Here is a 23,074-nt window from a genome sequence, read left to right as displayed (position 1 = left end):
TCTAGATAACGCCCAGCGTTCGTAATAAATACAGCCCCAGAGCGGTAGTGAAAAATGATCCTAATGTGGTCACGGCGATAATATTCGCCGCCAGCGTGGCGTTGCCGCCCATCGCGCGCGTCATGACATAGCTACCGGCTGCCGTCGGTGTGCAGGAAAAGAGAAAAATCACACCCAGCGCGGCACCACGAAAACCGAACAGCCATGCGCCGAACGTCATCAGCGCAGGGACAAAAATCACGCGCGACGCCGATGACCAGGCCGCAACGTTAGAACTGCGGAACATTGCACGCCAGTCAAGACTCGCTCCGGCGCACAACATCGCCAGCGGCAGTGCCATGCCGGAAATAAAATTGCCGGTACTGGCTATCGTTGCTGGCATCGGTAAATGGCTGTGCTGGAATGCCAGACCGAGCACCAGACCGATAATCAGCGGGTTCGTAACAATTCCGTGCAAAATGGGTTTCAGCCCGATGCGTTTACCCTGCCCGCCTTTCAGGCTGCGGGTCAGCGTAATCACTGACAGTACGTTGAAAAGAATCACCGTCACGGCCAGATACATCGAGCCTAAGGCAATACCTTCATTCCCAAATGCCAGTGAGGCGTACGCAAGACCGGCAATACCGGTGTTGGCGCGAAATCCTCCCTGCACGAAGATGCCGCGTTCACGGGGATCTTTCACCAGTTTAACGGCAACCAGTTCCAGCAATAAAAAGGAAACGACGGTGGCGCTCCCACCGTAAAGCGCCAGCGGCAAATTAGAGCCGGATGAATCATGCCCCTGCGCGACGCTGAAAAAGAGCAGGCATGGCAGCGCAATGTTAAACACCAACCGGCTGGCTTTCTCGTTGAAATTGTCGTCCATCAGACCCGTACGGCGCAACATCACGCCCAGCAGTAAGATCAGTAAATTAGGAACGGTAACACCAAATGCAAAACCCCAGGTCTGCCAGAACATCCAGCCAGCTCCTTGCAGGAAAAGTGAGACAAAAAAATGGGGTACATTTTCATGCACCCCATCAGTTTAGGATTTGTTTTTCAGGTGCTGCATCAGGCGTCGGCGCTTACGTTGCTGGTGCGGCGACAGGGAGTTTTTCTTACCCTCATACGGGTTCTCACCCTCTTTGAACTGAATGCGGATCGGCGTACCCATCACTTTCAATGAACGGCGGAAGTAGTTCATCAGATAGCGTTTGTAGGAATCAGCCAGATCTTTCACCTGGTTACCGTGGATCACCACGATTGGCGGGTTATAGCCCCCGGCGTGCGCATATTTCAGTTTAACGCGCCGACCGTTTACCAGCGGTGGCTGATGGTCGTCAGCGGCCATCTGCATGATGCGGGTCAGCATGGACGTGCTCACGCGTGTAGTCGCACAGGTATACGCTTCAATCACGGATTCGAACAGGTTACCGACGCCGCTGCCATGCAAAGCAGAAATGAAGTGGATACGCGCGAAGTCGACGAAGCCGAGGCGCAGATCCAGCTGATCTTTCACCTGAGCGCGGGCTTCTTCACTCATTCCATCCCACTTGTTCACTACAATCAGCAGTGAGCGCCCGCTGTTGAGGATGAAGCCCAGCAGTGAAAGATCCTGATCGGAAATACCGTCGCGGGCATCGATGACCAGCATTACGACGTTAGCATCTTCAATCGCCTTCAGCGTTTTGATAACGGAGAATTTCTCAACCGTTTCAGTCACTTTTCCGCGCTTACGCACACCGGCGGTGTCGATCAGAACGTATTCACGCTCGTCACGTACCATCGGGATATAAATACTGTCGCGAGTGGTGCCCGGCATGTCATAAACCACCACGCGCTCTTCGCCCAGAATACGGTTAGTCAGTGTGGACTTACCGACGTTGGGACGCCCGACGATAGCCAGTTTGATAGGCAAAGTCGTCGGGTCGAAATCATCTTCCTCATCTTCCGGGATTTCATCACCGGTCGCTTCCTGTTCAGCCCAGTAAGCGGCGTTGGCTTCTTCTTCAGTCAGCTCGACCTCTTCGGGTTTTGCACAAACAAACGGGACCAGCACGTGTTCGATCAGCTGTGCAACACCACGACCGTGAGAAGCCGCAATCGGATAGACTTCGCCCAGACCGAGAGAATAGAAATCGCCGATTGCGCTGTCAGGATCTAAACCGTCAGTTTTGTTGGCTACCAGGAATGTGGATTTTTCACGGCTGCGAAGATGCTGGGCAATGCCCTGATCGGCAGGCATCAGGCCCGCGCGCGCATCGACCATGAACAAGACGATGTCGGCTTCTTCGATTGCCAGCAGTGACTGCCCGGCCATGCGGGTTTCGACGCCATCTTCGGTACCGTCGATACCGCCGGTATCAACGATGATGAATTCATTACCCTCAATTTCTGCACGACCATACTTGCGGTCACGCGTAAGCCCCGGGAAATCCGCAACCAGCGCATCACGCGTCTTGGTTAAACGGTTAAATAAAGTGGATTTACCCACATTCGGGCGCCCTACAAGCGCAACGACAGGTATCATTTTGAAGCCTCAGTTTTTATAGATAGAGCTAAACGCAAATAGCCAGCACGCCCGTTAAATCAGACAAACCGCTATAATTCAATTTCTTACGTCGTAATTCATAAAAATAAATTACGCTGTTTTCAGAATACGAAACGGCCCCTGAGCAATTCAGGAGCCGTTTTAATGGCCGGGATCAACCGATCTCAAAGCCAGACGCGGGTCGCGATTTTAGCGGGTGAAAGAGTAAACTTCGCCGCCTTTCGCCTGCACAACCAGCTTGTCGCTTGCCACAATCGGCGCGCTCAGGAAGCCGTCGCTGTCAACTTTCTGCTGAGCCACAAAACGGCCATCAGAGGTGTTGATCCAGTGCAGATACCCTTCGGAATCGCCGACCACAAGGTAACCATTAAACAACACAGGGGCTGTCAGGTTACGGTGCAGCAAGTCACTTTGACGCCACAGACTCACGCCGCCTTGAGTATCAAGCGCCATGACGCGGTCATCCTGATCGACCAGATAAATACGGCCGCCATCAACGATGATGTCATTCACGGAACCCACGTCACGCTTCCACGCAACCTGACCGGAACGCAGATCCATCGCCACCAGATTGCCGTTGTAAGCCAGCGCATACACTACGCCATCAACGATAACCGGCGTGGTATCCACATCGCTCAGACGGTCGATTTCAGTCGTACCGGTGGTCTGAGAAATACGTTGCTGCCAGATCAACTGACCTTCTTTCATCAGCACGGCGCTTACGCGACCGTTATCACCGCCGACAATTGCCGCACCAAACGCCACCGCAGGCGCAGATTCACCGCGCAGGGAGAGCGTTGGCATATCGAGGTTAGCCGTCCACTGGATTGTACCATCGGCCTCGCTCAGACCCTGCAACATACCGTTGCCGGTATGCACCAGAACCAGACCATCGCTGACGACCGGACGGGATAACGCTTCACCCGCCACTTTGGTCTGCCATGCAATTTTACCATCAGCCGTGTTCAATGCATAAACTACCGCTTTTTCACTGCCGACATAAACATGATCACCGGAAGCAGTCAGGCCACCGGAAAGCTGAGCTGAGATGTTGCTGGAGAGGAAACCGGTTTTTTCAGACAGGTTAACACTCCATTTTTCCTTCCCGCTGTCCGCATCCAGTGCTTTGACCACACCAAAACGATCGGCGGCATAGATCGTGTTGTCCTGCCACGCAGGATGCAAGTTGGAGTAGTATTCGCCTACGCCATTGCCGACAGATTTGCTCCAGACTTTCGTCGGAGTGAACTGGTTTTCAACTTTTGGCAGCGGGGACATTTTCACAACGTCTTCTTCGCTGTTAAACAATGAACAGCCACTCAGCAGGGCAACAGAAACCCATCCTACCAAGAGTGTTTTACGCAATTGCATCGGGGTTCCCCTTAGCTGGCTAAGTTGTTCAATTTCATACGCAGCATGGTTTGCAGCGTTTGAGAGGGTTTAGAATCAATTCCTTTGCTGTAGGCTTCGCGAGCGCCTTTTGCATCGCCTTTTGCCAGCAGAACATCACCACGGATGCCTTGCTGCATTGCCACCCAGCCTTCACCCTTCACGCCGTCTAACGTTTTGAGTGCATCATCAAATTTACCTTGCTGCATCTGGACACGAGCCAGACGTAGATTCACCAGCGAATGGAAATTATCTTCTTTTGCATGGTCTTGCGCCTGCGCCAGTTGCTTTTCAGCATTGGCAAAATCTTTCGTTTCCACGAAATGATCGGCCAGTTGCAGCGCGGCCAGCACCCCGTAAGTGTTCTCATTGCTCTGCGCAAACTTTTCGAGGTCAGCAACGCCCTGAGCGCTATTCGCGGTCAGTGACTGATTCGCTTTCTGGAAAGACGCAGAAGCTTCCGTCAAGGCTGAGTCCTGATGGCTCTGCCAGAAACGCCAGCCGCTCAGGGCTGCAATACCCAGAACTACGCCAATGGCCAGCGCTTTACCGTTCTCGGCAAAGAAGCGACGTACAGCATCAACCTGTTCATTCTCAGTGGTATAGACTTCCACAGTGTCCTTCTCCTTAACCCAACATCGAAGCCAGACGCGCAGCGAGTTCGCTTTGCGCCAGCGTTTCTTGCGTTCCACTTTGCAGGTCTTTTACCACAACCTGCAGGTTAGCGACTTCATCTTCACCCAGCACCAGGGCAACACGTGCGCCCCATTTATCAGCACGGGCAAATTGCTTCTTGAAGTTACCGCCACCGTAGTTAGTCATCACTTTCAGTTCAGGCAGTGCATCACGCAGCGTTTCAGCCAGTTGCATCGCCGCACTTTGCGTCCCCGCACCAGAAGAAATCACATAAGCATCTACCGTCGCAGGCGCTTTGAAATCCGGATTAACCGCCTGAACCAGTAAGACCAGACGCTCCAGCCCCATCGCAAAACCGACGGCAGGTGTTGCACGACCCCCTAATTGTTCTACCAGCCCGTCATAACGGCCACCGGCACAAACAGTGCCCTGCGCCCCCAGGCTGCTGGTTACCCATTCGAATACCGTGCGGTTGTAATAATCCAAACCGCGCACAAGTCGCTGATTAACCGTATATGGGATACCAGACTGCTCTAAAAGTTCACACAGACCTGCAAAGTGTTCTCTTGATTCTTCATCAAGATAGTCTCCCAGGACCGGCGCGTCGTTTAATAACGCCTGAACATCCGGATTTTTGGAGTCCAGCACGCGCAGCGGATTGCTGTACATACGACGTTTGCAGTCTTCATCCAGCGTGTCTTTATGCTGTTCGAGGAAAGCCACCAGTGCATCACGATAGTTGGCGCGGGCTTCCAGAGAGCCGATAGAATTCAGCTCCAGCGTAACGTGTTCAGAAATACCCAGCGCACGCCACCAGCGGGCACTCAGGAGGATCAGTTCGGCGTCAACGTCCGGGCCTTGCAGGCCAAAGACTTCCACACCCAGTTGATTGAACTGACGATAGCGGCCTTTTTGCGGACGCTCGTAACGGAACATCGGGCCGATATACCACAAACGTTGTTCCTGATTGTACAGCAGACCATGTTCGATGCCGGCGCGGACGCAGCCAGCTGTCCCTTCAGGACGCAGCGTCAGGCTTTCGCCGTTGCGGTCTTCAAAGGTGTACATTTCTTTTTCCACGACATCGGTTACTTCGCCGATAGCGCGTTTAAACAATGGGGTCTGCTCTACAATCGGCATACGGATTTCACTGTAGCCGTAACCGCCGAGCACTTGTTTCAACGTACCTTCGATACGTTGCCATAATGCCGTGTCTGCAGGCAGATAGTCGTTCATGCCGCGAATGGCCTGGATATTCTTTGCCACGTCAGTTCTCTATCGTTTTATAAAAAATGAACCCGATTATAGGGGGTTTGTGCCCTGCGGTTCAACGCGCAGACGCCATCCCCTACCGGGTTCAATATAATGCAGGGTATAAATATAGCCCGCAACCGATGTTACTTTTCAAGATGATTGATAACGATACGTTTACTCTCATCCATAATCGCCGCTTTGGCGCGAATTTTTGCTTCTAACTGGTCGATCATATCTGTGTTATCAAAACGCTCTCTCTGACGAACGCCGTCTTCGTAGAAACCGCTTTTATTATGACCGCCCGTCACACCGATTGTTGAGACCAGCGCTTCTCCCGGACCGTTCACCACACAGCCGATGATGGAAACATCCATTGGCGTAATGAGATCTTCCAGACGTTGTTCCAGCGCATTCACTGTGCCGATGACATCAAACTCCTGACGCGAACAGGTCGGGCAGGCAATAAAGTTGATCCCACGGGAACGGATACGCAATGACTTCAGGATATCAAAACCGACTTTCACCTCTTCGACAGGATCGGCAGCCAGTGAGATACGCAGCGTATCGCCGATACCTTCTGACAGCAGTAAACCCAGGCCGATAGCCGATTTGACGGAACCGGCGCGTAAACCGCCCGCTTCCGTGATCCCAAGGTGCAAAGGCTGAACGATTTGTTTGGCCAGCAGGCGATAAGACTCAACGGCCAGGAAAACATCTGAGGCTTTTACGCTGACTTTGAACTGGTCAAAGTTGAGGCGGTCGAGAATATCGACGTGACGCATTGCAGATTCCAGCAGCGCTTGGGGCGTAGGCTCGCCGTACTTTTCCTGGATGTCTTTTTCCAGAGAGCCGCCATTGACACCGATACGGATAGGAATATTTTTGTCGCGGGCGCAGTCCACTACGGAGCGGATGCGGGATTCATTACCGATGTTGCCCGGATTAATACGCAGGCAATCCACGCCGTATTCTGCAACTTGCAGCGCGATGCGGTAATCAAAATGGATATCAGCGACCAGCGGGACATTAACCTGCTGTTTGATGAGTTTGAACGCCTCTGCGGCATCCATCGTAGGCACGGAAACGCGGACAATATCGACACCCACGCGTTCCAGTGATTTGATCTGCGCGACTGTTGCCGCTACGTCTGTGGTGCGGGTGTTGGTCATCGATTGCACAGCAATCGGCGCTCCGTCACCTACAGGCACCTTGCCGACATAAATCCGGGTTGATTTGCGACGGGTAATGGGTGCTTGGTTATGCATTACTTCACTCTCCATCGTTACGAGCGTCTGACAAACTGCCGATTACTCGGCAGCTAAAGTCAGGCGTGCAACACGGCTTGATTTTACAAAACGACTTAAATCAACCGGTTTGCCCTGGAATTGGATTTCCACCGCACCCGGAGCACCGATTTTCAGCTTATACGGCGCGGTGCCCTTAACGCTGAGAGACTCACCACCTTTTTTGACGCCGCTGAACAGGGTTTTACCTGATGCGTCATCGATTTGTAACCAGCAGTCAGCTTTGAAAGTCAAAGCAACGGCTTGTGGATCTGTACCTGCGACTGCGGCAGTTTGTGCATTACCGGTTGGCAGACCATTCTCAGCCGTTGTTCCTGGCTGGCTGGTAGAAACCGCTACGGGTGCTTGTGAAGCCGTTGCAGCGGGTACATTGCCTGCGGTTGCTGCAGGTGCCGTCGTGGTATTGAGCGCAATACTGTTCTGCGGCTCGGTCGCCGGAGCAGAAGACGTATCTTCTGTTGTCGGCGCAGAGTTCGCATTATCACCCAGTGCTACCGCTTGCCCCTGACCATTATCCTGGTTCAGTTGTGCAGAGGATTGGTCAGCCATGGTAGCAATTTCTTGCTGCTGCGCCTGATGATTTTGCCACCACCACGCACCGGTCAGACCGATCACAACAAACACCACCAGCCAGGTAAAGCCCATCAGCCAGCCATCGCGTTTCTTGCGAGACTTACCGAGGGAAAAACCCTGCATTGAAGCGACTTTAGGCACTTTAATGGGCGCTTGTTTGCCAATCAGCGCTAACAGTTCCTCTTCAGGAACATGCACCAGCTTGGCGTAAGAGCGCAGATAACCGCGCAGGAATGTCGGCGCGAGATCGGCCGGCGTCGTTTCTTCTTCGATTTGGCGAATAGTCGAGACTTTCAGACACAGGCGTTCTGCAACGGCCTGATGACTGAGACCTAACTGTTCACGCGCCTGACGCAGACGTTCGCCTGTGGTCAGCTTTACATTATTTTCTTGGGAGGCTTCAGTATTCATTAGCTAAGAACTGCTGGTACTGTTTAGATTGTGGATAACTACGCGCAAGCTGCTTACCGTAGCGTTGAACGCTATCCGGATTGCCCGCTAACGCAGCGAATCGAATTTGTAACATGATGCTTTCAGCTGTGGCTGGCAGAACATGTTGATATACATCCAGTAATAGTTTCGCCTGAGCGCGGTTCCCTTTCCCAAATTCTTTGGTTGCCTCAGTCAGCAAGGGTGCGCCTTTATCGGGATCAGCTTTTAATGCCCGGCTTAGTAACACTCGCGCTTCCTCATTCTGATTGGCCTTCAGAAAACAGTAGCCTGCATTTTCCAGACTGTCAGCGACCTGACCGTAATCAGGTGCATTAACTGCGGCGCTAAACTGCTGTTGTGCGGGTACATACTGCCCTAAACTACACAAAAACGCACCGTAATTATTCATCACTGTGCCATTTTGCGGTGCCAGCTTCAGCGCTTGCTGGTAGCGGCTTTGCGCAGCATTCTGATCGCCGTTTTTTTGCTCGTAAAGTGCCATTCCGAGCTGGGTGCGGTAATCGTCCGGCGCGCCATCAACGGCTTTCTGTAAATTTTGCTTCGCCGCGTCCATATTTCCCTGAGACAGATATTCCATCCCCAGTTCCAGACGCGTTTGGGACGCGCCCGTGGCCTGTTGCGTTTCTTTCGGCGAACTGGAACACCCTGCCAGCAGTGCAACGGAAATCCCCGCTGCAATCAGCAACTTCACACTGCCCTTCATTGTCATGCTTAATTCCCTTTATCCTGCCACCGACAACAAAACGGGGGTTTACCCGACCTGCACAGTAAACCCTCGCACACCTTACGGCTTATGGCGACTACACGGCTTTTACGGAAATCTGCTGCTCGCCTGCCATTCTTTTCTTCAACGTACGTTTGGTACGGTCGATCACGTCGCCCGCCAGCTGACCACAAGCGGCATCAATGTCATCGCCACGGGTTTTACGTACAATCACCGTGAAGCCGTAATCCATCAGCACTTTCGAGAAGCGGTCAATACGACTGTTGGAGCTGCGGCCATACGGTGCACCGGGGAACGGGTTCCAGGGGATCAGGTTGATTTTGCACGGCGTATTTTTCAGGCGTTCGGCCAGTTCATGCGCATGTTCCGTGCCATCGTTGATGTGGTCTAGCATGACGTATTCGATCGTCACGCGGCCCTGATTGGCGTTAGATTTACTAATATAACGCTCAACCGCTGCGAGGAACGTATCGATATTGTATTTGCGGTTGATCGGCACAATTTCGTCGCGGATGGTGTCATTTGGCGCGTGCAGGGAAATCGCCAGCGCCACGTCAATCATGTCGCCGAGTTTATCCAGCGCAGGCACCACACCGGAGGTGGAGAGCGTAACGCGACGTTTTGACAGACCAAAACCAAAATCGTCCAGCATGATTTCCATAGCCGGAACCACATTGTTCAGGTTCAGCAAAGGTTCGCCCATGCCCATCATCACCACGTTGGTGATAGGACGCGTACCGGTTACTTTTGCCGCACCGATGATTTTTGCCGCACGCCACACCTGACCGATGATTTCGGACACGCGCAGGTTACGGTTAAAGCCCTGCTGAGCGGTTGAGCAGAAAGTACATTCCAGCGCACAACCTACCTGGGAGGAAACGCAAAGCGTCGCACGTTCGCCGTCCGGGATATACACGGTTTCGACCAGTTGGCTGCCCACCTGGATGGCCCATTTGATGGTGCCATCGGTTGAACGTTGTTCCGACGCCACTTCCGGCGCACGAATTTCTGCAACGCGGGCCAGTTTTTCACGCAGCGGCTTGTTGATATCGGTCATTTGCTCGAAATCATCGCTGCAGTAGTGGTACATCCACTTCATAACCTGATCCGCACGAAACGGTTTCTCGCCCATGTTGAGGAAGAACTCGCGCATTTGTTTGCGGTTAAGGTCAAGAAGGTTAATTTTTGCAACAGCAGGCGTGACAGTGTTCACGGCTTCTGCGGATACGGACGTGTTCTCAGACAAGTTATGCTCGGGCGTGTTTGATTCTAACATGATGAAAAATGGCCTCGTTGTTACACGTTATGGCGTATTGGAAGTGCAGAGCCGTCACCTTTTCAGAAAATGGCGGCCTGCAAATAAATTGCGCCCCGACGAGGCTGGCTCATTCGGGGCGCAACATTGTACAAATTTTAGGGCAGTGTTGCCATGTTTGGAAGGCGCCAGTGACAAAATTCTTGCGAATTTGCGGTCTGTCTTCCAGCAACCGGTGCCAAAAATCTTAACGCGGGCAGATTTCGCTTTCGGTGAAGAAGTAAGCGATTTCGCGTTGTGCGGATTCTACAGCGTCAGAACCGTGAACAGCATTAGCGGTGAAGCTGTCAGCGAAGTCTGCACGCAGGGTACCCGCCAGTGCGTTCTCAGGGTTGGTTGCACCCATGATGTCGCGGTTACGCTGAACAGCGTTTTCGCCTTCCAGAACCTGAACCATGATCGGGCCAGACGTCATGAACTCAACCAGACCATCAAAGAAAGGACGGCCTTTGTGTTCAGCGTAGAAGCCTTCAGCCTGCTCTTTCGTCAGTTTCAGCATTTTAGACGCGATGATAGTGAAACCTGCGCGTTCGAAACGTGCGTAGATAGCACCGATGTCGTTGTTAGCGACGGAGTTTGGCTTGATGATGGAGAAAGTACGTTGGATAGTCATGAAAAACCTCTGTCTGACTTTTATAGGTAGGGCCGGTTAATTTAATGTTATACCTGCCGTAAAATGGCGGTGATTATAGGGAGCGAAGTTACGATTGCCTACCTGAATCACAACATTTAATTAAAAAAATGTGTCATTGATTCACCATCACAACTAAACCACCCATTTTTCGCAAACAAAGCGGAAGAGAACAACATATTTGATCCTCTTCCGCGCGGTCATTACGCCTGACCAGAAGAAGGGATTATGTTGCGCAGCCAGCTGCCCCACTTGCGCTGATAGAAAGGCTGCGTGTGGCTGATCAGATAATGACTGATGCCGCGCTCCTTTTCGGAAACGATACAGAAATCCACCGGGCGATCGTCCGGAGACGTTTCACTCGCCACATTTCCGGCTTCACGGATCAGCGCGTCAATCTCCTGTTCATCACCGTCAGCTTCCACGCCAATTAACAGGTTTGGCTGGTCATCCACCGCTTTATCATGAATCAGCGCCATGAACGCCCGGCGCACCGGCTTTTTCTGGGCAAACAGCGTGGTTAACGCGTCAATCATTGCGGAAGGATATTCTTCCGGCTGACCAATCAGTAACTGGCTTTCTTTATCCAGTACCAGCTCCGACGGCGCATGCAGACCGCCGTGGCTCAGTAACAGCGTGACTTCATTGGGCGTGAATTCCTTTCCGTATTCCGATTTAGGATTCAGAAACAGCTCATCGCCCTGCGTCATTTCAAACAACACACGGGCGGGCAGCGCAACAAACGCCTGCTCGTCCGGGCTTTCGCCAGCGCTGGCTTTTTCGAGCACATCGACAGAAGAGAAGAAAGGAATGATAGAGCTGCCATCCTGCTTTTCCCAGTGCAGGATATTAAGCTCACTACCGGCGGTGATCGCCACACTGCCCTGTTTTTCCGCGTCATCCTGACCTGCATCGCCCAGCACGAAAACGGTGGAGTCCAGCAAGGTTTGGTAAAACGCCGGGCGCCAGGCAGGCGCGGTGACGGACAGGCGAAGCAGACGCTCCAGCTCGTTTTCTCCGTTTACCGCTGCGGCACCCGCAGGGAGATGATCGTGTGGGACACTCATAATACTGACTCCGGTAAGGGTATAAAACGGGGCGCTAATCAGCGCCCCGTTATTTCTGCATCGACAAATAGTTCTGTTACTGAGACTTGGCTAACAATAAGTTAGCCACGGTACGAACGCCCAGACCGGTCGCACCGGCAGACCACTGGTCAGCCGAGCTTTTACGGTACGTCGCCGAACAGTCGATGTGCAGCCAGCCTTTCTTATATTCGGTGACGAAATGAGAAAGGAAAGCCGCCGCCGTGCTCGCGCCTGCGGTGTGCGAAGGGCCGGCGATGTTGTTCAGCTCAGCAAAATTGGAAGGCAGATGTGAACGGTGGAACTCTTCCAGCGGCAGGCGCCAGAACGGTTCGTGTTCTGCTTTGGCACTTTCCAGCAGGTCCGCCACCAGCGCATCATCAAAACTGAACAGCGCGTGGTAATCGTTGCCCAATGCCGTTTTGGCCGCTCCGGTCAGCGTTGCCGCATCAATGATCAGTTCCGGATTTTGCGCTGAAGCGTCGATAAGGCCATCAGCCAGAACCAGGCGACCTTCGGCATCGGTGTTCATCACTTCAACCGTTTTGCCGTTGCGGTAGCGAATAATATCGCCCAGTTTCAGGGCATTGCCGCTGACCATGTTGTCCGCGCAGCACAGGTAAAGTTTCACACGTTTGTTCAGGCCGTTTGCCGCCGCCAGCGCCAGTGCGCCGGTCAGGGTGGCCGCGCCGCCCATGTCGGCTTTCATGGAATCCATAGAGGTGCTCGGTTTCAGGCTGTAACCGCCGGTGTCAAAAGTAATCCCTTTGCCGACCAGACAGGCAAAAACCGGGGCTTCTGCGTCGCCGGACGGGTTGTAATCAAGTGCCAGCAGAACCGGCTGACGGTCAGAGCCACGTCCCACAGTGTGGATGCCCATGTAGCTTTGCTGACGCAGATCTTCGCCCTTGGTGATGCGGTAACTGACTTTGTCGTTGCCAAATTCACACATCAGATCGACAGCGCGGGTCGCCAGCTGCTCCGGAGACAAATCTTCCGCCGGGGTATTGATGGTATTACGCACCCAGTCGATGATTTTCAGGCGCTGTTTCAGTGTCGTGGTGTCATCTTCGGATAATTCGGCCCATTCCACATTGCGCGTGCCTTTCGGGCCACGGAAACCCTGCCAGAATGCCCAGCTGTTTTCGAGATCCCAGCCTTCGCCAGCGAGCTTGACGTTTTTCACGCCCTGACCATCGATACGGCGTGCCGCACGGGCAATCGCAGTCAGCGCATCGCCCTCTTTCAGATGGATGGTCATGCCTTCAGAATCGGTGCTCAGTGTGGCTTTTTCACCCCAGCGGGCGTCTGCTGGCTGGGAAGAAAGGAACACGGACATGGCTTCATTGGTGTTTACGTCGGAACTCATAACAGCACTCCTGATTTATTATTTTCAAAGACAAGTTTTATCTTCAATGACAGTCTTTTCTTCAAGGACAGGTAATGTCAGGCTTTCGCCGTATAAACCGGTGGCAATTCACGCAGGCGGCGGACAGATTTCACCACCAGCGCAATCGCATAATCAATTTCTTCTTCCGTCGTCCAGCGGCCCAGCGAGAAACGCAGAGAGGCGTGTGCCAGTTCTTCATTTATGCCCAGCGCACGCAAAACGTAAGAAGGCTCAAGGCTGGCGGACGTACAGGCAGAGCCAGAGGAAACTGCCAGATCTTTTAGCGCCATGATCAGGGATTCCCCTTCAATGCCCGCGAAACTGACGTTCAGAATATTGGGTGCGGCATGTTTGGCTGAGCCGTTCATGAAGACGCCATCCAGCGCCTGAATTCCTTTCCACAGACGGTCACGAAGCATAGTCAGACGTTCAGCTTCCGTCACCCTTTCTTCACTGGCAATGCGATAGGCTTCACCCATCCCGACAATCTGATGCACCGGCAACGTTCCGGAGCGCATTCCGCGTTCATGCCCGCCGCCGTGGATTTGTGCTTCGATACGAACTTTCGGTTTACGGCGCACATACAGCGCGCCGATGCCTTTCGGGCCGTAAATTTTATGCGCGGAAAACGACATCAGATCAACCGGCAACTCGCTGAGATCAATATCAATTTTACCTACGCTTTGAGTCGCATCGACGTGGAACAACACGCCACGACTACGGCACAATTCGCCAATCGTTGCGATATCCTGCACCACACCGATTTCGTTATTCACCTGCATGATGGACACCAGGATCGTATCCGGGCGCATCGCGGCTTCAATAGCCGCTGGCGTGATAAAGCCGTCAGCCTGTGGTGCAAGATACGTGACGTCAAAACCTTCGGTTTCCAGCTGATGGCAGGTATCAAGCACCGCTTTATGCTCGGTCTGGCTGGTAATAATGTGTTTGCCTTTCTCGCGTTGCGCGTGCGCGGCACCTTTGATCGCCAGATTATCGGATTCTGTTGCCCCGGAAGTGAATACGATTTCACGCGGATCGGCATTAATCAGCCCGGCAATCTGGTTGCGCGCTACATCTACCGCCTCTTCGGCCTGCCAGCCAAAACGATGAGAACGGGAAGCCGGATTACCGAAAGTACCGTCCAGTGTCAGACACTGCATCATTTTCTCAGCAACGCGCGGATCAACCGGTGTGGTGGCAGAGTAATCGAGATAAATAGGTAATTTCATGACAGGCAAGCTCCGGACCGCGCGTTCTGTTTCGAACGAAAGAATTAAAAAAACGACATCCAGTTTAAAACGGCTTCACGAATTCTTAAAAGGGAAATGACGTTTTGCGGGCACTAAACGGTAAGTATTGGCGTCTGAAAATGCAAAAGCCCGTGAGAATGTGAATTCCCACGGGCTTTTTAATGGCATATCAATGGCTGACCGGAAGTTTATGCTCGCAGGTTTACATTGATCGTTTCGATTTGCCGACCATTCGGCTGGCGACGGACTTCACCGTTCTGACGGTCGGCCACTTCCAGGATTTCCTGATTGTTGACCAGCTCTGCCAGTGTGATGTTGTTGAGGAAACCGCTGATGCGCTCGCTCAGATCACGCCACAACGTGTGCGTCAGGCAACGTTCGCCGTTCTGGCAACCTTCTTTACCCTGGCAACGGGTGGCATCGACAGATTCGTCAACGGCAGTAATGACCGCGCCAACCGCGATATCACCGGAATCTTTACCCAGCAGATAACCACCGCCCGGACCACGAACACTGGCAACCAAACCATTTTTACGTAAACGCGAGAACAACTGCTCCAGATAAGAAAGAGAAATACCCTGACGCTCAGAAATATCAGCCAGTGGTACGGGTCCTTCCTGGGAATGCAGTGCAACGTCGAGCATAGCGGTCACGGCGTAACGGCCTTTGGATGTCAGTCTCATAGCATGGTTACCTGTTTTAAATGTCTTTTAAAAACGCACGAATGCGGTTGATAAAACGAGTCTGACATTCCCGAGTAAATCAGTCAACTATTTAACCGAGTAATTTACTCAAGTATTACACTGAGGGAAAACAGGCGTTTTAGCCTTCACGGATGAAGGCATCACAACACAATGATTCATAAAACAAAAAACTGTTTAATAACCCAAAAAAACAGGCTTATTCTTTGTTGTTATGCGTCTTTTCAATAGACGTCAGAATACCGCGCAGGATGTTTAACTCCTGAGATTCAGGGCGCGCGCGGGTGAACAGACGGCGTAATTTGCTCATCACCTGGCCCGGATGTGCCTGGCGAATGAAGCCAGTTTCCAGCAGCGTCTGTTCCAGATGCTGATAAAAACGTTCCAGATCATCGACCAGCGGATACGGCGATTCTTCGTATTCCACCTGCGGTTTGGCCGCTTCTAGTAAAGCCAGATACGCAACACGAACTTCATACGCAATAATCTGCACGGCCATCGCCAGATTCAGCGAGCTGTACTCAGGGTTCGCCGGAATGCAGACGTGGTAGTTACATTTTTGCAGCTCTTCGTTGGTCAGCCCGACGCGTTCGCGCCCGAAGACCAGCGCAACCGGTGCGGTTTGTGCCGCTCTGGCGCTGTGCTCGCCACATTCACGCGGGTCAAGCATCGGCCACGGCAGCGTACGGGAACGCGCACTGGTGCCGATCACCAGACTACAACCGGAAAGAGCTTCATCCAGCGTATCAACGATGGTGGCATTGCCGATCACATCGCTCGCACCAGCGGATAAAGAGATGGCCTGAGAATCAGGTTTCACCAACGGATTCACCAGGTAAAGGCTTGATAAACCCATGGTTTTCATGGCGCGGGCAGTAGACCCCATGTTACCGGTATGGGACGTTTCAACTAAGACAATGCGGATATTAGGCAGCATACAGACTCTGGGCAGACGGAAAATCACAACAGCCTAACACAACGGTAGTTAATTTTCAGAACCCCTGCTATACTGCGCGCCGTTTCCCGTATTCCCGTTCTTTAACATCCTAGTTGGAAGATATCCATGCATCCGATGCTCACCATCGCCGTGCGCGCTGCGCGCAAGGCCGGTAACCTGATTGCCAAACATTACGAAACGCCAGACTCTGTAGAAGCTACTCAAAAAGGTACCAACGATTTTGTTACCAACGTAGATCGCGATGCAGAACATATGATTATCGATGTCATTCGCAAATCCTACCCAAAACACACCATCATCAGTGAAGAGTGTGGCGAGCTGGAAGGCGAAGACAAAGACGTACAATGGATTATCGACCCGCTGGATGGCACCACCAACTTCGTTAAACGCTTCCCACATTTCGCTGTTTCTATCGCCGTGCGCATCAAAGGCCGCACTGAAGTCGCGGTAGTTTACGATCCAATGCGCAACGAACTGTTCACCGCGTCCCGTGGTCAGGGCGCTCAGCTGAACGGTTACCGTCTGCGCGGCACTAACGCGAAAGATCTCGACGGCACCATTCTGGCGACCGGTTTCCCGTTCAAAGCAAAACAACACGCAAAAAGCTACATGAACGTTGTGGGCAAACTGTTCACCGAATGTGCTGATTTCCGTCGCACCGGTTCTGCTGCGCTGGATCTGGCTTACGTGGCTGCTGGCCGTGTTGATGGTTTCTTTGAAATCGCCCTGAAACCTTGGGATTTCGCCGGTGGCGAACTGCTGGTGCGTGAATCAGGCGGCGTTGTCACTGACTTCGTTGGCGGCCACAACCATTTCTCTTCCGGTAACATCGTTGCCGGTAACCCGCGCGTCGTTAAAGGTATTCTGATGACCATGCGTGATGAACTGAGCGAAGCGCTGAAGCGTTAATTTCGCCGGTTTCGGGTCGTAAGACCCAAAAAAAACGGACGTCCATCGATTGGGCGTCCGTTTTTTTATGTCTGCGATTTAAGATCCACAGCGCGATTATTAACGCCCGAAAGGCCCGCCGGTGATTGGAGAAACATCCCCCCGCCGGTGCTGTAGAGCAAAATGCCGACCACAACCAGAACAATCCCGCCCGTCAGTGCCAGCAACGACCAGGCAACGCGCTGCCACGCGGCAGGCGTCCGGCTGGCGCTCAGTTTTACCGCCAGCGAACGGCTGTAAAAAACCAGTACGCCGATGAGCGACACGGTCAGCGACGTGCCGATGGCCATCGTGATGGCAGAAATCACGCCCCAGCTGTAAACTCCGATCACTTTGGAGAACAGCAGAACCATGATCGCGCCGGAGCACGGGCGCAGCCCCATCGCCAGCACAATCGCGATTTGCGTGCGCAAATCACCGCCGGCCTGAAGCTGCCGATCGCTCGGGACATGCTGATGCCCGCAGCCACAGTGTTCGTCATGAACGTGCGGCTGAGCGCCCGCCGGAGAAAGGCTTTTGATGCGCATGGCCGGTGCTGGCTGCAAACTTTTGATCGTCTGCCAGACCCGTTTAAGTGCCCGCCAGCACAGCAACAATCCGAGAAAAATCACCAGAATGAAACTGCCCCGCTCCATCCAGAAACTGCTCTGATGCAACTGGCGTGAAGAAAGCTGCAAAACGCCCAGCATCACGCTGACCAGCAAAATCGCCACCAGCCCCTGCACAATGGCGGAGGCAAACGTCAGTTTCAGGCTGTTTTTCAGGCGTGAAGGATGGGTTGCCAGATAGGTCGTGATAACGATTTTTCCGTGCCCTGGCCCGATGGCGTGAACCACGCCATAAATCAGGCTGAAACCCGCCAGCGTGATGCCTGCCTGTAACGGATTTTCTTTCACCTGGCGCAAAAGCCCGGCCAGCTCCTGATGCAAATCCCGCTGCCAGATAATGCTGCTGAGCAGAATTCGCGGCCAGTAGTGGAACAGCGCAAACGCCCCGCCCGCCAGCAAGATCAGGAACACCGCCAGCGGCCATAAATTCCGCCAGGAAAAGGTTTTCGATGGCGTTGAAATCAGTGACATTCGAGCGTGACCTTCTGGGCAAATTGCTGACCAAGATCCATGTTTTCCGGTGGCGCATCGGCCTTATCCAGCGACAACGCGTAGCTTTGCAGCGAAGCGTCCGGTTTCGGGGTAAATAACGCCAGCGTGCAGCGCTTTTCCAGATCCGGCGGAAGATGCAGCGCGGTTTTGTCTTTGTACGTCATATCCACAAAATAGGAGGGATCGAAGGTCGAGAACTGCATCGGTTTACCCGCCAGCAGTTGCGGGTGCGCCAGCGGGAGCACAAACTCCAGCACCGCCTGATCGCCTTTGCGGGAAAGCGCATATTCACTGGGTAAATCGAGATATTTCACCGGTTTGCCTTCACGGTAGAAATCGGTGAAATAGTGCTGGCTGAGCACCCGCGCCATGACTTCTGCCGCCAGTTTCTTCCAGACATCCGATCCCGTTTTGGCATTCTGCGCGTCATACAGCAGATCGGCGGAGGTGATTTCGTCCATCGTCCAGACCATTTTCAGGCCGGTCAGCGACGTTTCATCCGCCACCAGCGTGGTCTGCATATCAATAAAACTGTGCGGATGTGCCAGCGTAATGACTGGCAGGCACATAAGCGCTAAACCCAGCCATTTCGCACAGCGGGAAACAGGCCGGTTCCTGGCATTGTTCAAGATCATCTCCCTGTAAAGCGCCATCAAATTGTTACTAGTAACAGTATTTTGCTGTGCATTTAAGCGGTCGTCAAAAATATCTGTGATCTGAGTTGTAAGCCGGAGTAAAACCCTGCGAAGACGTCTTATCGCAGGCAGTCGCTTTGCTATGCTTGACTAATAATTTCAGGCTAAACAATTACAGAAGGTGATATGACCCCAGAAAAACAGCCCTCTCCTGCGCTTTCCGCTACGCAACGCCGGTGCCATGTGTTGCTGATGCTGTACGCGCCGCTGACGGCGGTTCAACTGGAGATCATCAGCGAAATTAACGGCGTCGGGCTGAGTACGACGTGGGAAGATCTGGCCGAAGTCACCTGCGAAATCCAGCGGATCCACCATCTGGATGTCTTGCAGTACAGCGAAAAAGAATGCCGGATCCAGGGTGATACGCTGGCCCAGCGCCTGTGCCTTTTTCAGGGATTACGCCGCACATTGCGTATTTCCCCTGATTTCGTGTCCCGCCATTTTATCCCGTGGTTGCATATCGCTTTTGACGGCCAGACCTGCCCGACGGTGGCACTGAGAAATGACATTCTCGGGGTCGTGATCGAAGACTGTTCGTCGGGGTTGCCGAAACCTCTCAGCCCGCACGATCGCCAGCTGATGCAGATTTGCCTGCAATATTGTTTATGGCAAAACGACCGGCCCACCGGTTTGCATTTCACCGAACAGCAGCGCCGCTGGCTGCGTGAAAAACCGGAATACACGGCGGCGCGTGAAATTTTTCTTCAGCTGCAAAGCCTCAGTAACGGTTTGCTGGATGACGGCGAGTGTGAATTTTTTACCCTGATGCTGCGTATGTTAAAAAACCACAGCTATCAGAGTTCCGGTTCGACGGAAGATCAGCGTCTGTTGCTGGAAATTGAAAATATGGTGGCGCGATTTCAGGAAATCGCCGGTATGAAATTCAGCAGCTATGAAGGGCTGGTTGGCCAGCTTTTCGCGCATCTCGGCCCGGCCATTGAGCGCTGCCATTTCGGTATGGGCATCGATAACCTGATGCAGGAAGAGGTCAACCGGATGTATCCGCGTCTGGTGAGAACCACCGGTGAAGCGCTGAAAGGGTTTGAACATGAATACCTGATCAGCCTTTCGGAAGATGAAATCGGGCTGGTGGCGATTACCTTTGGTGCCTGGCTGATGCAGGGAAACGCCTTGCAGGAAAAGCAGATTTTGCTGCTGACGCACGGTAATCCACAGCTGGAAGAAGCGGTCGAGCAGCAACTGCGTGAAGCCACGCTGCTGCCGCTCAATATTAAATATCAGACGCTTGCCGATTTTTATCAGTTTGGCGCGCCGGGCGGTGTGGCAATGATCGTCACACCTTACGCCATCCGCAGCACCGACGCCGATCCTTTAGTTATCCACACGCAATTGCCGCTGGCGAAAGAGCAGCGAAAACGGATCCGATCGCTGCTCGAAGCGCCCTAGCGAGCAGTCTCAGCCGGTGCTGAAGGGGTGACGTTCGGGCGCAGGAACATCGCCGGAACCGCCAGCAACGCCATCACCCAGAATAATCCGGCGTGAAGATGCTCGAACAGGAAGCCGGAGACCATCGTCATAATCGCCACGCCGCCGCCCATTGCCAGTGCAGAATAGACCGACTGCAACCGGATCACCTGATCGCGCGGGCGCGAAGCGATAAAACGCATCCCCGCCAGATGACAAACGGTGAACGTACCGCAGTGCAGGATCTGAACCACAATCAGCCACGGCAGCGCGGTAAATTCGCCCATCATGCCCCAGCGGACAACGCCGCACACCGCCGACAGCAACAGCAAATCCCGCGCCGGCCAGCGCCGGAACAGCTGATGGCTGAAGGTAAAGACCAGCACTTCCGCCACCACGCCCAGCGACCATAAATAGCCAATAGTCGTTGAGGAATAACCGATATCCTGCCAGTAAATCGCGCTGAATCCGTAATACGCCGCGTGCGCACCCTGCAACAACGTCACGCACAACAGGAACCGCCAGACCGGCGTTTCACCCAGCAGGGCTTTCCAGGAAATAGTCGGTGCGCCGCTTTCACGTGGTTCGCCCACCGGCTTCACGCTCGGGCGCAGTAACATGCCGAGCAGCATCGCCGCAATGCCCGCTGTCAGCGTGTACAAAATTGCGTTGTGGCCGTAAACCTCGACCAGTTTGCCGGTCACCGCCGATCCGATGACAAACGCAATTGATCCCCAGACGCGCACTTTGCCGTAATCCATATTGATCTGGCGTTGCAACGTGCCCGCTAACGCGTCGGTCAGCGGCACTAACGGCCCGAAGAATACGCTGAAACCGGCAATATTGATCATCAGCCACGCCCAGCCGTTGCCAAACCAAAACCCGACGGCAAACGCCAGCGTGAGCAAGGCCAGAATGCGCAGGCCGGTAATGAGATGAGACGGGTCTTTAATCGACGGAGAAATAATTAACGTCCCGAGAAAACGGGCCACTAAGCCAGCACCGAGCAACAGGCCGATGCTTTCGGAAGATATCCCCTCACCTTTTAGCCATAAGCCCCAGAAGGGAAGGAAAATACCGTAACTGAAAAAATAGGTGAAATAACTGAGTGCGAGCCAGCGCGTAGAACGCAATTCCATAAATCCTCCGGTGTGAGGCCAATACTTTGACAAAGCTCACAATCGCTAGCAATCCGCAGACAAATTCTGACTCCCGTAGTGTCTGCCAGCTCACAAATTCTGATACATGCCCATAAAAAAACCCGCCGGAGCGGGTTTTAGCAGCTTAACGGCTCCGCAGATATTATGCGTAAACCGGGAAGCGTGCACAGATATCGAGAACTTTGTTTTTAACGCGTTCGATAGTGGCTTCGTCGTTCACGTTGTCCAGCACGTCACAGATCCAGCCAGCCAGTTCACGCACTTCAGCTTCTTTGAAGCCGCGACGGGTGACAGCCGGCGTACCGATACGCACACCAGAAGTGACGAACGGGCTCTTCGGATCGTTTGGCACGCTGTTTTTGTTAACGGTGATGTTAGCGCGGCCCAGAGCGGCATCCGCTTCTTTACCGGTCAGGTTTTTATCGACCAGATCCATCAGGAACAGGTGGTTGTGCGTACCGCCGGAAACCACTTTGTAGCCACGTTCCAGAACCACAGCCACCATCGCCTGCGCGTTTTTAGCCACCTGCTGCTGGTACGCTTTGAACTCAGGTTCCATCGCTTCTTTCAGTGCTACCGCTTTACCAGCAATCACGTGCATCAGCGGGCCGCCCTGGCCGCCAGGGAAGACGGCGGAGTTCAGTTTTTTGTAAAACTCTTCGCTGCCGCCTTTCGCCAGAATCAGACCGCCGCGTGGGCCAGCCAGCGTTTTGTGCGTGGTGGTCGTGACGATGTGTGCGTGTGGAACCGGGTTCGGGTAAACGCCTGCCGCAATGAGACCGGCAACGTGTGCCATGTCGACGAAGAAGTACGCGCCAACGCTGTCTGCGATTTCGCGCATTTTTGCCCAGTCAACGATACCGGAGAAGGCGGAGAAGCCACCGATGATCATTTTTGGTTTGTGTGCTTCGGCCTGACGCTTAACGTCGTCATAGTCGATGTCGCCGCTTTCGTTGATGCCGTAAGGCACTACGTTATACAGTTTACCGGACAGGTTGACCGGAGAACCGTGCGTCAGGTGACCACCGTGGCCGAGGTTCATCCCCAGAATGGTGTCGCCCGGTTGCAGCAGTGCGGTGTAAACCGCGAAGTTAGCTTGTGAGCCGGAGTGTGGCTGAACGTTAGCAAAATCAGCACCGAACAATTCTTTTGCACGGTCGATGGCCAGTTGCTCAACGATATCGACGTACTCACAACCACCGTAATAACGCTTGCCCGGATAGCCTTCGGCATATTTGTTGGTCAGCTGCGAACCCTGAGCCTGCATAACGCGCGGGCTGGTGTAGTTTTCTGACGCAATCAGCTCGATATGTTCTTCCTGACGGACAACTTCTTTTTCCATTGCTGCCCACAGCTCAGCATCATAATCGGCAATGTTCATTTCACGCTTTAACATCCGCATCTCCTGACTCAACAAACTAAAAATAAACGCCCCTTACGGGTTCTGCGCAATAGTGTAAATGTTTAGGCGGTCTTCGGATAGGGTCAGTTAGAGGTTTTTAAGCAAACGATTGGCTCCAGATGCAGCAAGGCTTTGATCTGCGAACCTC

At 53.3% G+C, this 23,074-nt stretch carries 21 protein-coding genes; 2 read left to right on the top strand and 19 right to left on the bottom strand.

The annotated features are described in order from the left end of the window. Position 1 precedes the first annotated feature (1 nt). The 15 genes from ACM5QY_RS09970 to trmJ form a co-directional block, all read right to left on the bottom strand. Complete coding sequence (locus ACM5QY_RS09970; protein ID WP_416120486.1) at positions 2-958, bottom strand: AEC family transporter; 957 nt, start codon at positions 956-958, stop codon at positions 2-4. Positions 959-1,024: 66 nt separating this feature from the next. Further along, a complete protein-coding gene (gene der / locus ACM5QY_RS09965) occupies positions 1,025-2,509 on the bottom strand; it encodes a ribosome biogenesis GTPase Der (protein ID WP_416120485.1) in 1,485 nt (494 codons plus the stop codon). A gap of 210 nt (positions 2,510-2,719) precedes the next feature. Then, complete coding sequence (gene bamB / locus ACM5QY_RS09960; protein ID WP_416120484.1) at positions 2,720-3,901, bottom strand: outer membrane protein assembly factor BamB; 1,182 nt, start codon at positions 3,899-3,901, stop codon at positions 2,720-2,722. Positions 3,902-3,912: 11 nt separating this feature from the next. Then, a complete protein-coding gene (locus ACM5QY_RS09955) occupies positions 3,913-4,533 on the bottom strand; it encodes a YfgM family protein (protein WP_416120483.1) in 621 nt (206 codons plus the stop codon). Positions 4,534-4,546: 13 nt separating this feature from the next. Continuing rightward, positions 4,547-5,821 carry a histidine--tRNA ligase gene (gene hisS, locus ACM5QY_RS09950; RefSeq protein WP_416120482.1) on the bottom strand — a complete coding sequence of 425 codons (1,275 nt, stop codon included), beginning with the start codon at positions 5,819-5,821 and terminating at the stop codon, positions 4,547-4,549. Positions 5,822-5,952: 131 nt separating this feature from the next. Next, entirely contained in the window at positions 5,953-7,074 is a 1,122-nt protein-coding gene (gene ispG / locus ACM5QY_RS09945) for a flavodoxin-dependent (E)-4-hydroxy-3-methylbut-2-enyl-diphosphate synthase (RefSeq protein WP_104921069.1), read from the bottom strand. A gap of 42 nt (positions 7,075-7,116) precedes the next feature. Beyond that, positions 7,117-8,097, bottom strand: coding sequence for a cytoskeleton protein RodZ (gene rodZ / locus ACM5QY_RS09940; RefSeq protein WP_416120481.1), 981 nt, complete (start codon positions 8,095-8,097; stop codon positions 7,117-7,119). Continuing rightward, positions 8,087-8,848 (bottom strand): type IV pilus biogenesis/stability protein PilW, encoded by a 762-nt coding sequence (pilW, locus tag ACM5QY_RS09935; RefSeq protein WP_416120480.1) that lies wholly within the window; start codon positions 8,846-8,848, stop codon positions 8,087-8,089. Before pilW ends, rodZ begins: the two co-directional genes overlap by 11 nt. A gap of 91 nt (positions 8,849-8,939) precedes the next feature. Next, positions 8,940-10,139, bottom strand: coding sequence for a dual-specificity RNA methyltransferase RlmN (gene rlmN / locus ACM5QY_RS09930; RefSeq protein WP_416120479.1), 1,200 nt, complete (start codon positions 10,137-10,139; stop codon positions 8,940-8,942). Between the two features lie 226 nt (positions 10,140-10,365). After that, entirely contained in the window at positions 10,366-10,791 is a 426-nt protein-coding gene (gene ndk, locus ACM5QY_RS09925) for a nucleoside-diphosphate kinase (RefSeq protein WP_101076359.1), read from the bottom strand. Between the two features lie 221 nt (positions 10,792-11,012). After that, the gene (gene sseB / locus ACM5QY_RS09920) at positions 11,013-11,876 is read right to left on the bottom strand and encodes an enhanced serine sensitivity protein SseB (RefSeq protein ID WP_416120478.1); all 864 of its coding nucleotides are present in this window, start codon (positions 11,874-11,876) and stop codon (positions 11,013-11,015) included. 76 nt (positions 11,877-11,952) lie between these two features. Next, positions 11,953-13,263 (bottom strand): aminopeptidase PepB, encoded by a 1,311-nt coding sequence (pepB, locus tag ACM5QY_RS09915; RefSeq protein WP_416120477.1) that lies wholly within the window; start codon positions 13,261-13,263, stop codon positions 11,953-11,955. A gap of 77 nt (positions 13,264-13,340) precedes the next feature. After that, complete coding sequence (locus ACM5QY_RS09910) at positions 13,341-14,516, bottom strand: IscS subfamily cysteine desulfurase (RefSeq protein WP_416120476.1); 1,176 nt, start codon at positions 14,514-14,516, stop codon at positions 13,341-13,343. Between the two features lie 209 nt (positions 14,517-14,725). Next, positions 14,726-15,220 carry a Fe-S cluster assembly transcriptional regulator IscR gene (gene iscR, locus ACM5QY_RS09905; RefSeq protein WP_416120475.1) on the bottom strand — a complete coding sequence of 165 codons (495 nt, stop codon included), beginning with the start codon at positions 15,218-15,220 and terminating at the stop codon, positions 14,726-14,728. A gap of 217 nt (positions 15,221-15,437) precedes the next feature. Continuing rightward, positions 15,438-16,175, bottom strand: coding sequence for a tRNA (cytosine(32)/uridine(32)-2'-O)-methyltransferase TrmJ (trmJ, locus tag ACM5QY_RS09900; protein ID WP_416120474.1), 738 nt, complete (start codon positions 16,173-16,175; stop codon positions 15,438-15,440). A 126-nt stretch (positions 16,176-16,301) separates the two neighbouring features. Here trmJ and suhB point away from each other — a divergent pair, with 126 nt between their 5' ends. Next, complete coding sequence (gene suhB, locus ACM5QY_RS09895) at positions 16,302-17,105, top strand: inositol-1-monophosphatase (protein ID WP_416120473.1); 804 nt, start codon at positions 16,302-16,304, stop codon at positions 17,103-17,105. 65 nt (positions 17,106-17,170) lie between these two features. Here suhB and ACM5QY_RS09890 read toward each other — a convergent pair whose 3' ends face one another. Next, on the bottom strand, positions 17,171-18,223 hold the full coding sequence (locus ACM5QY_RS09890) for a nickel/cobalt transporter (protein WP_416120472.1): 1,053 nt from the start codon (positions 18,221-18,223) through the stop codon (positions 17,171-17,173). After that, the gene (locus tag ACM5QY_RS09885; protein WP_416122860.1) at positions 18,214-18,813 is read right to left on the bottom strand and encodes a DUF1007 family protein; all 600 of its coding nucleotides are present in this window, start codon (positions 18,811-18,813) and stop codon (positions 18,214-18,216) included. Before ACM5QY_RS09885 ends, ACM5QY_RS09890 begins: the two co-directional genes overlap by 10 nt. A gap of 252 nt (positions 18,814-19,065) precedes the next feature. Between ACM5QY_RS09885 and csiE the strand changes: the two genes are divergently transcribed. After that, the gene (gene csiE, locus ACM5QY_RS09880; protein WP_416120471.1) at positions 19,066-20,346 is read left to right on the top strand and encodes a stationary phase inducible protein CsiE; all 1,281 of its coding nucleotides are present in this window, start codon (positions 19,066-19,068) and stop codon (positions 20,344-20,346) included. Here csiE and ACM5QY_RS09875 read toward each other — a convergent pair. Together ACM5QY_RS09875 and glyA are read right to left on the bottom strand one after the other, a co-directional pair. Further along, on the bottom strand, positions 20,343-21,503 hold the full coding sequence (locus ACM5QY_RS09875; protein WP_416120470.1) for a 3-phenylpropionate MFS transporter: 1,161 nt from the start codon (positions 21,501-21,503) through the stop codon (positions 20,343-20,345). The two genes, csiE and ACM5QY_RS09875, sit on opposite strands and share 4 nt — an antisense overlap. 163 nt (positions 21,504-21,666) lie before the next feature. Beyond that, a complete protein-coding gene (glyA, locus tag ACM5QY_RS09870) occupies positions 21,667-22,920 on the bottom strand; it encodes a serine hydroxymethyltransferase (protein ID WP_104921057.1) in 1,254 nt (417 codons plus the stop codon). Positions 22,921-23,074 lie beyond the last annotated feature (154 nt).

Source organism: Rahnella sp. PCH160, from assembly GCF_047784855.1.
Lineage (GTDB): Bacteria > Pseudomonadota > Gammaproteobacteria > Enterobacterales > Enterobacteriaceae > Rahnella.
This window is presented reverse-complemented; position numbering and strand designations above follow the sequence as displayed.

Coding starts and splice junctions, on each gene's coding strand:
- rlmN (WP_416120479.1), bottom strand. CDS start 10,139: ATGTTAGAATCAAACACGCCCGAGCATAACTTGTCTGAGAACACGTCC.
- rodZ (WP_416120481.1), bottom strand. CDS start 8,097: ATGAATACTGAAGCCTCCCAAGAAAATAATGTAAAGCTGACCACAGGC.
- sseB (WP_416120478.1), bottom strand. CDS start 11,876: ATGAGTGTCCCACACGATCATCTCCCTGCGGGTGCCGCAGCGGTAAAC.
- ispG (WP_104921069.1), bottom strand. CDS start 7,074: ATGCATAACCAAGCACCCATTACCCGTCGCAAATCAACCCGGATTTAT.
- pilW (WP_416120480.1), bottom strand. CDS start 8,848: ATGACAATGAAGGGCAGTGTGAAGTTGCTGATTGCAGCGGGGATTTCC.
- trmJ (WP_416120474.1), bottom strand. CDS start 16,175: ATGCTGCCTAATATCCGCATTGTCTTAGTTGAAACGTCCCATACCGGT.
- ACM5QY_RS09970 (WP_416120486.1), bottom strand. CDS start 958: ATGTTCTGGCAGACCTGGGGTTTTGCATTTGGTGTTACCGTTCCTAAT.
- ACM5QY_RS09890 (WP_416120472.1), bottom strand. CDS start 18,223: ATGTCACTGATTTCAACGCCATCGAAAACCTTTTCCTGGCGGAATTTA.
- ACM5QY_RS09875 (WP_416120470.1), bottom strand. CDS start 21,503: ATGGAATTGCGTTCTACGCGCTGGCTCGCACTCAGTTATTTCACCTAT.
- glyA (WP_104921057.1), bottom strand. CDS start 22,920: ATGTTAAAGCGTGAAATGAACATTGCCGATTATGATGCTGAGCTGTGG.
- ACM5QY_RS09910 (WP_416120476.1), bottom strand. CDS start 14,516: ATGAAATTACCTATTTATCTCGATTACTCTGCCACCACACCGGTTGAT.
- ndk (WP_101076359.1), bottom strand. CDS start 10,791: ATGACTATCCAACGTACTTTCTCCATCATCAAGCCAAACTCCGTCGCT.
- csiE (WP_416120471.1), top strand. CDS start 19,066: ATGACCCCAGAAAAACAGCCCTCTCCTGCGCTTTCCGCTACGCAACGC.
- iscR (WP_416120475.1), bottom strand. CDS start 15,220: ATGAGACTGACATCCAAAGGCCGTTACGCCGTGACCGCTATGCTCGAC.
- der (WP_416120485.1), bottom strand. CDS start 2,509: ATGATACCTGTCGTTGCGCTTGTAGGGCGCCCGAATGTGGGTAAATCC.
- ACM5QY_RS09885 (WP_416122860.1), bottom strand. CDS start 18,813: ATGTGCCTGCCAGTCATTACGCTGGCACATCCGCACAGTTTTATTGAT.
- bamB (WP_416120484.1), bottom strand. CDS start 3,901: ATGCAATTGCGTAAAACACTCTTGGTAGGATGGGTTTCTGTTGCCCTG.
- pepB (WP_416120477.1), bottom strand. CDS start 13,263: ATGAGTTCCGACGTAAACACCAATGAAGCCATGTCCGTGTTCCTTTCT.
- suhB (WP_416120473.1), top strand. CDS start 16,302: ATGCATCCGATGCTCACCATCGCCGTGCGCGCTGCGCGCAAGGCCGGT.